12 protein-coding genes are annotated in these 13,961 nt (G+C 68.4%); 6 read left to right on the top strand and 6 right to left on the bottom strand.

Translation table 11 applies throughout. From position 1 onward, the window contains the following. Positions 1 to 30 precede the first annotated feature (30 nt). Positions 31 to 657 carry a Crp/Fnr family transcriptional regulator gene (locus ACP7CK_RS09585; protein ID WP_426025849.1) on the top strand — a complete coding sequence of 209 codons (627 nt, stop codon included), beginning with the start codon at positions 31 to 33 and terminating at the stop codon, positions 655 to 657. Here the strand turns inward: ACP7CK_RS09585 and glmS are convergent. After that, positions 618 to 2,432, bottom strand: a complete 1,815-nt coding sequence (gene glmS, locus ACP7CK_RS09580; RefSeq protein WP_426025848.1) for a glutamine--fructose-6-phosphate transaminase (isomerizing) — start codon at positions 2,430 to 2,432, stop codon at positions 618 to 620. The genes ACP7CK_RS09585 and glmS overlap by 40 nt on opposite strands. Positions 2,433 to 2,610: 178 nt before the next feature. Here glmS and glmM point away from each other — a divergent pair, with 178 nt between their 5' ends. Both glmM and ACP7CK_RS09570 read left to right on the top strand, forming a co-directional pair. Beyond that, positions 2,611 to 3,960 (top strand): phosphoglucosamine mutase, encoded by a 1,350-nt coding sequence (gene glmM / locus ACP7CK_RS09575; RefSeq protein ID WP_426025847.1) that lies wholly within the window; start codon positions 2,611 to 2,613, stop codon positions 3,958 to 3,960. Between the two features lie 235 nt (positions 3,961 to 4,195). Beyond that, a complete protein-coding gene (locus ACP7CK_RS09570; RefSeq protein WP_372705915.1) occupies positions 4,196 to 6,031 on the top strand; it encodes a DUF885 domain-containing protein in 1,836 nt (611 codons plus the stop codon). Between the two features lie 12 nt (positions 6,032 to 6,043). On the opposite strand, the gene ACP7CK_RS09565 is transcribed toward ACP7CK_RS09570, so the two are convergent. The 4 genes from ACP7CK_RS09565 to ACP7CK_RS09550 are packed head-to-tail and all read right to left on the bottom strand — an operon-like array spanning position 6,044 to position 8,442. Continuing rightward, entirely contained in the window at positions 6,044 to 6,952 is a 909-nt protein-coding gene (locus tag ACP7CK_RS09565) for an NAD(P)/FAD-dependent oxidoreductase (protein ID WP_426025846.1), read from the bottom strand. Further along, positions 6,949 to 8,103: a DUF1176 domain-containing protein gene (locus tag ACP7CK_RS09560; protein ID WP_426025845.1), complete on the bottom strand. Its 1,155-nt coding sequence runs from the start codon at positions 8,101 to 8,103 to the stop codon at positions 6,949 to 6,951. Before ACP7CK_RS09560 ends, ACP7CK_RS09565 begins: the two co-directional genes overlap by 4 nt. Then, entirely contained in the window at positions 8,100 to 8,273 is a 174-nt protein-coding gene (locus tag ACP7CK_RS09555; protein ID WP_426025844.1) for a DUF2945 domain-containing protein, read from the bottom strand. Before ACP7CK_RS09555 ends, ACP7CK_RS09560 begins: the two co-directional genes overlap by 4 nt. 1 nt (position 8,274) lies before the next feature. After that, positions 8,275 to 8,442: a hypothetical protein gene (locus ACP7CK_RS09550; protein WP_426025843.1), complete on the bottom strand. Its 168-nt coding sequence runs from the start codon at positions 8,440 to 8,442 to the stop codon at positions 8,275 to 8,277. Positions 8,443 to 8,632: 190 nt separating this feature from the next. Between ACP7CK_RS09550 and ACP7CK_RS09545 the strand changes: the two genes are divergently transcribed. The 3 genes from ACP7CK_RS09545 (at position 8,633) to ACP7CK_RS09535 (ending at position 11,234) form a co-directional block, all read left to right on the top strand. After that, a complete protein-coding gene (locus ACP7CK_RS09545; RefSeq protein ID WP_008258947.1) occupies positions 8,633 to 9,853 on the top strand; it encodes an NADP-dependent isocitrate dehydrogenase in 1,221 nt (406 codons plus the stop codon). Between the two features lie 168 nt (positions 9,854 to 10,021). Continuing rightward, positions 10,022 to 10,633 (top strand): DUF2939 domain-containing protein, encoded by a 612-nt coding sequence (locus ACP7CK_RS09540; protein ID WP_426025842.1) that lies wholly within the window; start codon positions 10,022 to 10,024, stop codon positions 10,631 to 10,633. Between the two features lie 46 nt (positions 10,634 to 10,679). Next, on the top strand, positions 10,680 to 11,234 hold the full coding sequence (locus ACP7CK_RS09535; protein WP_154726775.1) for a DUF2939 domain-containing protein: 555 nt from the start codon (positions 10,680 to 10,682) through the stop codon (positions 11,232 to 11,234). 6 nt (positions 11,235 to 11,240) lie between these two features. Here ACP7CK_RS09535 and alaS read toward each other — a convergent pair whose 3' ends face one another. Beyond that, positions 11,241 to 13,889, bottom strand: a complete 2,649-nt coding sequence (alaS, locus tag ACP7CK_RS09530) for an alanine--tRNA ligase (protein WP_426025841.1) — start codon at positions 13,887 to 13,889, stop codon at positions 11,241 to 11,243. Positions 13,890 to 13,961: the final 72 nt, after the last annotated feature.

Below are 13,961 nucleotides of genomic sequence, written 5' to 3'. Positions count from 1 at the left end.
GCACTCCTCTCCCAACTGGCGATCCAAGGGATGGAACCGGGCGAAGACCCCGTCTTTCCTGGCGCCCGCAGCCAGTCACTGCAGGCGGGTCGATCGCTTGTGACCCTGGTTCTGGAAGGCGTGGCGGCGCGGCAGGGAGCGAGGGATCCCGTCTGCCTCGGCCTCGTCGGTCCCGGCGACCTGCTGAACTTCGACGCCGCATTGGGAACGGGACCGGACGAGAGCGCTCTGTGGCTGACGCGCGGTCGCCAGGTCGTGATTTCAGCCGACAGCCTCATCGAGGTGATCGATCGCGACACCCTGATCGAGACCGCCCTGGTGGATATGCGCCGTCGGATGGAAACAGCCCGGGCCGAGGTGACGCGTCACGCGCATGGCCGGGTGACGGAACGCCTGGCCAGCCTCCTGCTCGACATCCACGCTCTCGGCGGCGCGACCGAGGTCACATTGCGCCAGAGCGACATCGCCGATCTTCTGGCCGTACGCCGGGCCGGAATTTCCACCGCGGCAGGCGAGCTTCGGGCGACCGGGGCGATCCGGGTGCGACGGGCGGCCATACTGCTGTCCGACATGGCCGCCCTGCAAAGGGCGGCGGGCTCAGTCGGCGAACAGGCCCCTCACTCCACCGTGACGGACTTGGCCAGGTTGCGGGGCTGATCGACGTCGGTGCCTTTCTGGACGGCGGTGTAATAGGCCAACAGCTGGACCGGCACGGCGTAGACCAGGGGCGCGATCAGGGGGTGGCAGTCCGGGGCGTGGATGCGGCGGATGCCGGCGCCGTGCAGATCCGGAGCCCTTTCCGGCGTGATCATGATGACCGGGCCGCCGCGGGCGGCGACCTCCTGCAGGTTCGAGGCGGTCTTTTCGAACACATCGTCCAGCGGGGCCAGGGCGATGGTCGGTGTCTCCTCGTCGATCAGGGCGATGGGACCGTGCTTCAGCTCGCCGGCGGCGTAACCCTCGGCGTGGATATAGCTGATCTCCTTCAGCTTCAGCGCCCCTTCCATGGCGAGGGGGAACATGGCCCCCCGGCCCAGGAACAGGACGTCGTCGGCCTTGGCCAGGTCCTGGACCACGGCGCGGATGCTGTCGCCCATGCGCAGGGCGTCGGCGATCAGGCGCGGGCTTTCGAACAGGGCCTTGACCAGTTCGCCCTCGGTCGCGGCGTCGATCCGGCCGCGCGCCACCCCGGCCGACACGGCCAGGGCCAGCAGGGCCGCGACCTGGGCGGTGAAGGCCTTGGTCGAGGCCACGCCGATCTCCGGTCCAGCATGGGTCGGCCACAGCACCTCGGCCTCGCGCGCCATGGACGAGGAATGGACATTGACCACCGCCGCCGTCTTCAGCCCCTGGGCCTTGCACCAGGTCAGGCTGGCCAGGGTGTCGGCCGTCTCGCCCGACTGGCTGACGGCGACCGCCAGGGTCCTTGGCGACACCGCCGGCGAGCGATAGCGGAACTCGGACGCGATCTCGACGTCGCAGGGCAGGCCCGCCAGCTTCTCGAAGGCGTAACGGGCGATCTGACCGGCGTAGAAGGCCGTGCCGCAGGCCACGATCTGGATTCGGTCGATGGCGGCGAAGTCCACGGCCTGAGGCTTGGCCGTACCTGTCACCAGGTCCAGATATTCCGACAGGGTGTGCTGGACGCTGTCGGGCTGTTCATGGATCTCCTTTTCCATGAAGTGGCGATATTCGCCCTTCTCGACCATCGCCGAAGAGGCCGAGACCTGGACCACCGCCCGTTCGACCGGAGAGCCGGTCACGTCGAACATCTGGGCGCCGCTGCGGGTCACGGCGACATAGTCGCCCTCTTCCAGATAACTGATCTTCTGGGTGAAGGGGCCGACGGCCAGGGCGTCCGAGCCCAGATACATCTCGTCCTCGCCCCAGCCGACGACCAGGGGGCTGCCACGACGGGCGCCCAGGATCAGATCGTCCTGGCCGTCGATCAGCACGGCCAGGGCATAGGCGCCGGTCAGCCGGTCCAGCGTGGCCTTGAAGGCCTCCAGCGGCGAGCGGCCCGTGTTCAGCTCGGCGTCCAGCAAATGGGCGATGACCTCGGTGTCGGTCTGGCTTTCAAAGACATGGCCCTCGGCGGCCAGCTCGGCCTTCAGCTCGGCGAAATTCTCGATGATGCCGTTGTGGACCAGGGTGACGCGCCCGGCCTTGTGCGGGTGGGCGTTGGCCGTGGTCGGGGCGCCGTGGGTGGCCCAGCGGGTGTGGCCGATGCCGACCGAGGCCGTCAGCGGCTGTTCGGCCAGGACGGCTTCCAGATTGCGGATCTTGCCCTGGGCGCGGCGGCGTTCGACCGCGCCGTCCACCATGGCGGCGACCCCGGCCGAGTCATAACCACGGTATTCCAGCCGTTTCAGACTGTCGATCAGCCGGGGAACGACAGGTCCATTGCCGGTGACGCCGATGATGCCGCACATGCGCAGGAACTCCGAGGAAGAGGGAAACAGAAGGGCGCCGCTTTGCACAGACGGCGATCCGGGGCTAAGCCACGCACCAGCCCCCACCGGCCGTCTATGCAATCTTAGGACGGACCGCACCTAAAAAGGGGTTTCGGAAGGTTTCCTGTTCGGGAACCGCCAGACGAAGGACCAGCCCGTGGGCGACAGGAAATATTTCGGCACCGACGGCATTCGCGGGCGCGCCAACACCTATCCGATGACAGCCGAGGTCGCGCTGCGCGTCGGCCTGGCGGCGGGCAAACTGTTCCGCACCGGGGATGACCGCCGTCATCTGGTGGTGATCGGCAAGGACACCCGGCTGTCGGGCTATACGATCGAGCCGGCCCTGGTCGCCGGTTTCGCCTCGGTGGGGATGGACGTGCGCACCTTCGGTCCCGTGCCGACGCCGGGCGTGGCCATGCTGACCCGGTCGATGCGCGCCGACCTGGGGGTGATGATCTCGGCCTCGCACAACGACTACGCCGACAACGGCATCAAGCTGTTCGGCCCGGACGGCTACAAGCTGTCGGATGAGATCGAGCTGAAGATCGAGGCCCTGATGGACGACGGCCTGGACCAGGGGCTGGCGCCGTCGAACAGGCTGGGCCGGGTCAAGCGGATCGACGACGCCCAGGCCCGCTATATCGAGATCGCCAAACAGGCCTTCCCGAAACGCCTGACGCTGCAAGGCCTGAGGATCGCCGTCGATTGCGCCAACGGCGCCGGCTACAAGGTCGCGCCCACCACCCTGTTCGAACTGGGCGCCGAGGTCTTCCCGGTCGGCGTGACCCCGAACGGAACCAATATCAACGCCGAATGCGGCTCGACCCATCCGGCGACCCTGGTCGAGGCGGTCAAACGCTACCGGGCCGACATCGGCATCGCCCTGGACGGGGACGCCGACCGGCTGATCATCTGCGACGAAAAGGGCCAGGTGGTGGACGGGGACCAGATCATGGCTCTCGTCGGGCTGGACTGGGCCAGACGCGGCCTGCTGACCGGCGGCGGCGTGGTGGCCACCGTCATGTCCAACCTGGGGCTGGAGCGCCGGCTGAAGGCCGAGGGCCTGACGCTGGAGCGGACCAAGGTCGGCGACCGCTATGTGATGGAGCGGATGCGCGAAGGCGGGTTCAACATCGGCGGCGAACAGTCGGGCCACATCATCCTGCACGACCACGCCACCACCGGCGACGGCCTGATGGCGGCGCTGCAGGTGCTGGCCGTTCTGGTGGACTCCGGCAAGCCGATGAGCGAACTGGCCCGCCAGTTCGACCCGGTGCCGCAGCGTCTGGAGAATGTCCCTTACACCGCCGGCAAGCCGCTGGAGAGCGACACGGTCAAGACCGCCATCGCCGAGGCCGAGGCGACCCTGAACGGCCAGGGGCGGCTGCTGGTCCGCCCCTCGGGCACGGAAAAGCTGATCCGCGTCATGGCGGAAGGCGACGACGCCGCCCTGGTCAAACGGGTGGTGTCCGAGGTTTCGGCGGCGGTGAAGGCGGCGGGATAATCTTCACCTCTCCGCGCGCAGGCGCGTGGGGAGGACAGGTCGCTCAGCGACCAGGAGGGGGCGACTCCGACGGCGGTGATGACCGGCTCAGCTTCAGACACCGAGTCGCCCCCGCCTGACGCTCGCTGACGCGATCGCCTGTCCTCCCCGTTGGGATCGAGCCTGTCTGCAATTTCACTTGCGGCCTGCGGCTCTCGGCGCTCCATTGCGGCCGACATCTTCGCAGGGGCCTTCCATGATCGACCGTCGCCGCCTTCTTCTGTCCGCCGCAGCCGGGGCGGGCCTGGCCGCCGCAGGGGGACAGGTCTTTGCCGGAACCGCCCCGGCCGGCGACGCCGCCGCAGCCAAGGCCGCCCTGGCCGGCTTCATGGACCAGACCTTCGAACAGACCCTGGACCTGAGCCCCGAGGCCGTCACCGCCTTCGGTCTGGACAAGGGCCCGCGCGCCGCCGCCAAGTCCCAGCTGACCGCCCCGACCCTGGAGAACGAGGAGAAGTTCCGCGCCTTCACCAAGGCCCAGCGCGCCGCGTTGAGCGCCATGGACCGCACGTCCATGGACGCCCAGGACGGCATCTATTACGACACCATCGCCGACAATCTGGACGGGGTGATCGCCACCTTCGCCATCCCCTATGGCCAGGGCGGCTGGCCCAACCCCTATCGGGTCAGCCAGCAGGGCGGCGCCTATCAGTCGACGCCGGACTTCCTGGCCAACCAGCACACGATCGAGACCGCCGCCGACGCCGACGCCTATGTGGCGCGCGTCAACGCCTTCGCCGACGTGCTGAGCGCCGAGACGGACCGTTTGCGTGAGGAGTACGCCCTGGGCGTCATTCCGCCGGACTTCATCCTGGCCAAGGCCATCGCCCAGCAGGACGGCATATTGGCCACGAACGCCGCCGCCTCGCCCCTGGTCGCCTCGGTGGCGGATCGAGCGAGGGCCAAGGGACTGACCGGCGACTGGGGCGCCCAGGTCGAGACCCTGCTGGCGCAGCGGGTCTATCCGGCCCTGTCGGCTCAGAACGCCCTGCTGAAGGCCGCCCTGCCCCGCGCCGGCCACGAGGCCTCGGTGCGTCGCCTGCCTCAGGGCCAGCAGTACTACGCCAACAGCCTGCGCTTCATCACCACCACGCGGCTGACGGCCGACGAGATTCACCGCACCGGCCGCGCGCAGATGGCCGAGCTGACCGCCCGCGCCGACGGCCTGCTGAAGGCCCAGGGCCTGACGCAGGGATCGGTGGCCGAACGGATCCGCGCCCTGGGTCAGGATCCGAAATACGTCTATCCCAACACCGACGCGGGCAAGGCCGAGCTGATCGAAAAGCTGAACGAGCAGATGGCCGACATGCAGGCCCGTCTGCCCGGCGCCTTCGGCCGCCTGCCCAAGGCCTCGGTCCAGATCAAGCGCGTCCCGCCCGAGATCGAAGCCGGCGCTCCGATGGGCTATTACAACTCGCCCAGCCTGGATGGGACGCGGCCGGGCATCTACTGGATCAATCTGAAGGACACGGCGGAATGGCCGTCCTGGACCCTGCCGACCCTGACCTATCATGAGGCGACGCCGGGCCACCACCTGCAGATCAGCCTGCAACAGGAGAGCGCGGCCGCGCCCAAGCTAATGAATTTGCTGGGCTTCTCCAGCTATGTCGAGGGCTGGGGCCTGTACGCCGAACAGCTGGCCGACGAACTGGGCGCCTATGAGAACGATCCGGTCGGCCAGATCGGCTATGTCCAGTCGCTGATGTTCCGCGCCGCCCGTCTGGTGGTGGACACCGGCATCCATTCCAAGGGCTGGAGCCGCGAACAGGGCATCCAGTACATGATGGAGGCCTATGGCGACCAGGAAGGCGCGGCCGTGTCCGAGGTCGAACGCTATTGCGGCTGGCCGGGCCAGGCCTGCGCCTACAAGGTCGGCCACAACGAATGGGTCCGCCTGCGCGAGAAGGCCAGGACCAGCCTTGGCGACCGGTTCGACCTGAAGGGTTTCCACGACACGGCCCTGGCCACCGGCGGCGTGCCCCTGTCGGTGCTGGAGCGGATCGTGGACGGCTGGGTGGCGACCCAGGCTTAGTCTAGTCGGGGCCTAGTCGGAGACCGTCAGGCCGTCGATGCGGCGCAGGCGGTTGTGGATGTCGGTGGCGGCGACGGCGGCCTCGGCCGTGGCGACGGCGATCTGGTTGAGGCCGCGCACCACGTCGCCGGCGGCGTAGAGACCCGGCACGCTGGTGGCCTGGTGCAGATCGACCTCCAGCCGGCCGTCGGAGGCCAGCCGGGCCTTGAGGCCCTGCGCCAGTTCGGCGTTGGGCGACGTGCCCAGGGCCGAATAGACGAGATCGAAGGTCTGGCTCTGGCCGCCATAGCTCAGGGCGGTCACCCGGTCCTGTTCGATATCGATGGCCTCAAGCGGGGCCAGAACCAGTTCGACGCCCAGCCGGTCCAGTTCGTCGCGACGGGTCAGGGCGGCGGCCGGGCCGATGTGGATCAGGGTCACCCGGTCCGAATAGGTGCGCATGAAGGCGGCCTCGCGCGCGCCCTTGTCGCTGTCGCCGATGACGGCGACCGCCTTGCCGGTCGCCTCATAGCCGTCGCAGATGGGGCAGATGCGGACCAGCGCCTTCTGCACCGCGCGCTCCACGCCCGGCAAGTCGGGGTGATGATCGACGACGCCCGTGGCCAGCAGGATGGCGCGGGCGCGGATGGATCTCCCCTCGACCTGGGCTATGAAGTCTTCGCCGTCATGGACCAGGCTCTCGACCCGACCCGGCCTGATGACGGCGCCGTATTCCTCGGCCTGTTCGCGCATCCGCTTCAGAATATCGGCGCCCGTGATGCCAGCCGGAAAGCCCGGCATATTGTGGCTGAGCGGGATCCAGCAGGCGCGCGGCGCGCCGGCGTCCATCACCACGGTCCGCCGACGAAACCGCCCGAGATAGGTCGCCGCCGTCAGACCGGCCGGACCCGCGCCGATGATCAGGACCTCCGGGTCGTTCACCGCGTGCGCCAGGCGACGGGCCACAAGTCGGACGGCACGCCCGCGCATTCCCCCATCGTGCTCTCCTGCGTCAGGACGAAGCGGTCGCCCGTCCAGGCCCAGGTCTGAGCCGAGCCGCAGTCGCCGATGCCGCGCCCCTTGGCGAAGGCCGACAGTGTGCGGGTCTTGGGATCATACGCCCCGTTGACGGTGGAGTTGTCGGGCATGACCGGGTCGGCGCCGGGTCCGGCCGTTCCGGCAAGGATCGCCGGACGCGGGTCGCGACCATCCGGCCCCGTCAGATACCAGTTGTGGGTGACATTATAGGCCCCCGCACCGCAGGGCACGCCCCACAGCTCGGTGCGGGCGTCCAGCCGGGCGGACATCACCATGTCGCTGACCGCCGGCATGGCCGATTCCTTCAGGCAGGTGCCGACCTCGGTGCGGGCGCGAAGGGCGGCGGGCACGCGCTGGTTCACGTCGCCGAAGCCCGCCTGATCCACTGCCGGCGCGGGCATGACCGTCGGCAGGGGCGGAGCGACGGGGACGGTGGAGGCAGGACGGTCGCCACGACGGATCAGGGCGGTGGGCGTGTTGAGGCGGCCCTGTTTCTCATCGATCCAGAGCAGGGCGGCGGCCGCCCCGTTCAGCGACACCGCCTGGGTAGAGGCGCCGCGAACGACCATGGACTTGCCCTGGGCCATGGCGTCGATGACAGGACGGGCGTCGGTGCGGATCAGGCCGACCGGGGCCTGGCTGTCGCCGTCGTCGTTGAGGGTCGCCGCAAAGGTGCGGCCGTCGATCGCCAGGCCGATCTGGCGCGAGGCGGGCGCGTCCCCGTCGGGCCAATAGCCGAAGTTGACCTCGGGCCTGGCGTCAGGGCCGGGCTGGAGGGCGATGCGGACCCAGCCCGCGGCGAATTCGGGCGCGAAGCCGAAGGCCCAGCAGGTCCCGTCATTGCCGCATGTGGCGCGCCAGTCCTTGAACTGGCGGGTCTCGCTGCGGGTCTGCAGCACGGGCGCCGGGGCGGCGGCAGGCGGCGTCGAAGAGGCCGGGGCCTGGGGCGAACCCGCCTTCTGAGCGGCGTCCTTGTCGCCGCAGGCCGCGACGGCGAGCGCAGACGCCGCCAGCGCCGAAAGGGCGACGCCCCGCAACAGATCGATGGTCCTCATGCCTTGTTCAGCTCCGAAGGTTTGTGCGCCGCGCGGGCGTCGGTCTTTGCGCTCTCGACGACATACTCCGGATTATCGGACGACGCCGCCGCCTTGTGCCCCTTGATGTGGGTTTCGGCGGTGATCGTCCTGCCCCCTTGCCGACGGATGCGCCCTGGCTGCGATCCCACCTTACGCGGTCGCCGGTCCTGAAGGTCTTGGCTGGCATGGGTGAACTCCTTGCGGCGTCGCTTGCTGTTCAGCGATCAGCCGTCGCATCAGTTCCACATCGATCACCGGCGGCGCCTCGCAGAAGGTGATGATCCACCGCTCGACGAGTTCGCGCTCTTCATCCGTCATTCCGTCGTCCGCCGCTGCGACCGGTCAGGCCCTTGGGGTCTAACAAGCCGAAACCCGTGACGCGGGTTCAACCTCGCCGTCAGGTTTTTTCCGAGCAGGGTTAACGGACGGCGGGGTTTGCGCGGACGCCCAGCCCCGCTATATCCCCGCCACGATATCATTCCCCAAAGTTCAGAGGCGGACCTCACGCATGGCCAAGATCAAGGTCGAAAACCCCATCGTCGACATCGACGGCGACGAAATGACCCGCATCATCTGGCAGATGATCAAGGACAAGCTGGTCTTCCCGTTCCTGGATCTCGATCTGGACTATTACGACCTGAGCATGGAGCACCGCGACGCCACCGACGACCAGGTGACGATCGACGCGGCCCACGCCATCCAGAAGCACGGCGTCGGCGTGAAGTGCGCCACCATCACCCCGGACGAGGCGCGGGTGAAGGAGTTCGGCCTGAAGAAGATGTGGAAGTCGCCGAACGGCACCATCCGCAACATCCTGGGCGGCGTGGTCTTCCGCGAGCCGATCATCTGCTCGAACGTGCCGCGCCTGGTGCCCGGCTGGACCCAGCCCATCGTCGTCGGCCGCCACGCCTTCGGCGACCAGTACAAGGCCACCGACTTCCTGATGCCCGGACCCGGCACCCTGACGATCAAGTTCGTCGGTGACGACGGCGAAGTGATCGAGCACGAGGTCTACAAGGCCCCCGGCGCCGGCGTGGCCATGGCCATGTACAATCAGGACGAGTCGATCCGTGAGTTCGCCCGCGCCTCGCTGTCCTACGGCCTCCAACGCGGCTACCCGGTCTATCTGTCGACCAAGAACACCATCCTGAAAGCCTATGACGGCCGCTTCAAGGATCTGTTCCAGGAAGTGTTCGACGCCGAATTCGCCGAGGACTTCAAGGCCAAGGGCCTGACCTACGAACACCGTCTGATCGACGACATGGTCGCGGCCGCGATCAAGTGGTCGGGCGGCTTCGTCTGGGCGTGCAAGAACTATGACGGCGACGTCCAGTCGGACGTGGTCGCCCAGGGCTTCGGCTCGCTGGGTCTGATGACCTCGGTGCTGATGACGCCGGACGGCAAGGTGCTGGAGACCGAGGCCGCCCACGGCACCGTGACCCGCCACTATCGCCAGCATCAGAAGGGCGAGGCCACCTCGACCAACTCGATCGCATCGATCTTCGCCTGGACCCGCGGCTTCAAGCACCGCGCCAAGCTGGACGGCAACGAAGCCCTGGGCACGTTCGCCGACACCCTGGAAAAGGTTGTGGTCCAGACGGTCGAGGCCGGTTTCATGACCAAGGACCTGGCGCTGCTGGTCGGCGACCAACAGGGCTGGCTGACCACCGAGGGCTTCCTCGACAAGGTCGCCGAGAACCTGAAGACCGCCCTGCCCGACGTCGGCTGAGCCCGTCCTCAAGCCGCGCGAAGCGCGGTAGGACAAACGAACGTCCTCAAGCAGCGCGAAGCGCGATAGGACCACCAAAAGAGAGCCCCGCCGGAACGATCCGGCGGGGCTTTTCATTGCGTCGTCGCGGAGGCCGTGCATGATCGGTTCCAGCGTGGGGGAGGCTTCGTGAAACGACTGTTCGGCAATCTTCTGATCCTGGCGGTCGTGGCCGCGGCCGTGGCCTTTTTCGCCGCGCCGGCCGTTGGCTTCTTCGCCATCCGGTCTGCGGCCGAGGCGGGAGACGTGCAGGGCTTGGCGCGACTGATCGATTTTGCGGCCGTGCGCCAGTCGCTGCGGCCGCAGCTGACCGGAAAGGCCCAGGCCCTGGCGCCCGCGCCCTCCTTCCTGGAAGACCCCATCGGGGCCGTGCGGCGCCAGATGGAGCGGAACCCGGTGCTGAACGGGCCGGACGTGGACGCCTATCTGACCCCGGCCGCCCTGGCGGCCCTGACGCGCGGCGAGGGCCGGTACGCCAGCCAACGGTCTAGCATGACCGCGACCGCCATTGCGGACGATGCGCCCCAACCCTGGCCCAAGCCGATCTTCTGGGGCGTGAACCGGGCGCGGATGGCGGTGGCGGACCAGGGCGGATCGCGCACCATCTTCACCTTCGAGCGCCGGGGGCCGTTTGAGTGGATCCTGGTCCAAATCGGCCTGCCGGACGGCGCGGCGCCGGCCGTGGCCGCGCCCGTCACTCCCGTTCCCGTTCCCGGCAAGACGGCCGCCGCCCCGCGCTGAGGCAACCGGCCCGCCGGAGTCCGCGTTGAGTCAGGATGGAGTTCCTATGCTGAAGAAGATCGTCGTCGGGCTTTTGGCCGCCGTGGCCGCAGGCCTGCTGATCGCCTGTTTCGTCTCGCCCTTCGTGGCCGCCCAGGGCCTGATCCGGGCGGCGCGCACCGGGGATGCGGCGGGACTGGAACGCCGCGTCGATTTTCCCGCCTTCCGCGCCAGTCTGAAGAGCGAGTTGAACGCCCGGGCCGCCCTGGAGATCCGCCACCGGGCGGGGGACGACACGGGTCTGGCCGCCCTGGGCATGCTGCTGGCGCCGTCGCTGGTGGACGGGGCCGTCGATAATTTCGTCACCCCCCAGGCCGTCGCCGCCATGGTCCGGTCCGGCGAAAAGCCCCGGCCGGAGCGGCCCGTGCCCGCAACGGACACCCCGGCCGCGCCCAAGTCCGAAATCCACCAGTCCTGGGCCTATCGCGGGTTCGACCGTTTCGCCGTCACCCTGACGCGCGATGATCGGCCCGACGACGCCCTGGTGCTGATCCTGGAGCGCCGCGGGATGTTCGACTGGAAACTGGCGGGGGTGGACCTGACGCCGGATCCGATGGGCTGACGGGCCTCAGCCCGCCAGGGCCGCCCGCACCGCCGCCAGACCGTCTTCAGCCTTGGATCCATCCGGGGCGCCGCCCTGGGCGAAGTCGGGTTTGCCGCCGGCGCCCTGGCCGCCCATGGCGATGACGGCGGCGCGGGCCAGGTCGGCGGCGTTGACGCGGTCGGTCAGGTCCGAGGTCACGGCGACGGTGACGGCGGCCTTGCCTTCGGTCACGCCGATCAGGGCGACGACGCCGGTTCCCACCTGTTTGCGGAAATCCTCGGCCACGCCGCGCAGGCCCTTGCCGTCCACGCCGTCCAGGACGCGGGCCATCAGCTTGATCCCGCCGATCTCTTCGGGCGCCGCGGCTGCGCCCGAGCCCCCGCCCAGGGCCAGCTGCTTCTTCAGCTCGGCGACCTGTTTCTCCAGCGTCTTGACCGAGCCCTGAAGGGCCTCGACCCGGCCGGGCACGTCCTGGGTCTGGATCTTGAAGTCGCGGGCCAGGCCGCGCGTCACCTTGGCCTGGGCTTCCAGATAGAGGCGGGCCGCCTCGCCGGTCAGGGCCTCAATGCGGCGGACGCCGGCGGCGACGCCGGTCTCCTGAACGATCTTGAACAGGCCGATGTCGCCGGTGCGGGCCACATGGGTGCCGCCGCACAGTTCGACCGAATAGGGAGCGTTATCGCTGACCAGCGAACGGCCCAGGGTCAGAACCCGGACCTCGTCGCCGTATTTCTCGCCGAACAGGGCGATGGCGCCGGCCTCGATGGCCTCCTGCGGGGCCATCAGCCTGGTCTCCGCCGGGACGTTCTGGCGGATGACGGCGTTGACCTCGGCCTCGATGGCCGCCAGCTCGTCCTCGGTCACGGGCGCCCCGTGGCTGAAGTCGAAACGGGCGCGCTCAGAGTCGACCAACTGGCCCTTCTGGGCGACCGCCGGGCCGAGCACATTCTTCAGCGCCGTGTGCAGCAGGTGGGCGGCCGAGTGGTTGGCGCGGGTGGTCATACGCTTGTCGGCGTCCACCAGCTGGGCGACGCGGGCGCCGATCTCAAGCGTCCCGGCCGTGATCTGGGCCGACAGGACATGCAGGTCGCCGGCGTGTTTCTTGACGTCAAGAACCTCGGCTTCCCCGCCGGGCCATTCCAGTGTGCCTTGATCCCCGGTCTGGCCGCCGCTCTCGGCGTAGAAGGGGGTGTTGTCGAACAGGATCTCGACGATGTCGCCGGCCTCGGCCGTCTCGACCGGAGCGCCGCCGTTCATGATGGCCAGGACCTCGCCCGAACCCTCGATGTTGTCGTAGCCGGTGAAGACGGTCGGACCCACGCGGTCGCGGATCGCCAGCCATTCATTGGTGTTGGCGGTCTGGCCCGAGCCCTTCCAGTGTTCGCGCGAACGCTGGCGCTGTTCGGCCATGGCGGATTCGAAGCCGTCGACATTGACCGAGAAGCCGCGACGACGGGCTTCGTCCTGGGTCAGGTCCAGCGGGAAGCCATAGGTGTCGGACAGGGTGAAGGCCGTCTGGCCGTCCAGCATGTCCCCCGGCTTGAAACCCTGAACCGCCGTGTCGAACAGGGCCATGCCCCGGCCCAGGGTGGTGCGGAAACGGACCTCTTCCTGTTTCAGCGTGTCCTCGATGAAGGGCTGGGCGCGGGCCAGTTCGGGATAGGCGTCGCCCATCTGGGCCACCAGGGTCGGGACCAGGCGGTGCATCAGCGGATCAGCGGCGCCCAGCAGGTGGGCGTGGCGCATGGCGCGGCGCATGATCCGGCGCAGCACATAGCCCCGGCCCTCGTTCGACGGGGTGACGCCGTCGGCGATGAGGAAGGAGGAGGAGCGCAGGTGGTCGGCGATGACCCGGTGGCTGGCGGCGCGCTCGCCGTCCGACTTGGTCGAGGTGGCGTCTTCCGAAGCGGCGATCAGGGTCTTGAACAGGTCGGTCTCGAACACCGAATGCACGCCCTGGAGCACGGTGGTCATCCGCTCCAGACCCATGCCGGTGTCCACGCTGGGCTTGGGAAGGGTGCGAACGATCTGGTCGTTCTCCTTCTCGAACTGCATGAAGACGTTGTTCCAGATCTCGACGTAGCGATCACCGTCCTCGTCCGGCGAGCCGGGAGGGCCGCCGGGGATCTTGTCGCCGTGGTCCCAGAAGATTTCGGTGCAGGGACCGCAGGGACCGCTGTCGCCCATGGCCCAGAAGTTGTCGGAGCCGGCGATGCGGATGATCTTATCGTCGCCGAAGCCGGTGACCTTCTTCCAGATCGCCGCGGCCTCGTCGTCGTCGATATAGACGGTGACCAGCAGGCGTTTGGCGTCCAGGCCGAACTCCTGCGTGACCAGTTTCCACGCCCGGTCGATGGCGTGTTCCTTGAAATAGTCGCCGAAGGAGAAATTCCCCAGCATCTCGAAGAAGGTCAGGTGGCGGGCGGTGTAGCCGACATTGTCCAGGTCATTGTGCTTGCCCCCGGCGCGGACGCATTTCTGAGACGAGGTGGCGCGCGGATAGGGCGGCTTGGACGCGCCGGTGAAATAGTCCTTGAACGGCACCATGCCCGCATTGACGAACAGCAGCGACGGATCGTTCTGCGGCACCAGCGGCGCCGAGTGCACCTTCTCGTGGCCGTCGGCCGCGAAGAAGTTCAGATAGGTGGCGCGGATCTCGTTCAGGCTGGGCATTTGGGCGTGTCTTCGGCTCGGTCGTCGCAAGGAACCGGCGTCATATAGGGTTTTGTCGGGGAACGCATCATC

The organism is Brevundimonas sp. TSRC1-1 (genome assembly GCF_049898245.1).
GTDB classification, from domain to species: domain Bacteria; phylum Pseudomonadota; class Alphaproteobacteria; order Caulobacterales; family Caulobacteraceae; genus Brevundimonas; species Brevundimonas mediterranea_A.
Note: the sequence above shows the minus strand (reverse complement) of the source record. Positions and strands in the feature narration are given on the sequence as shown.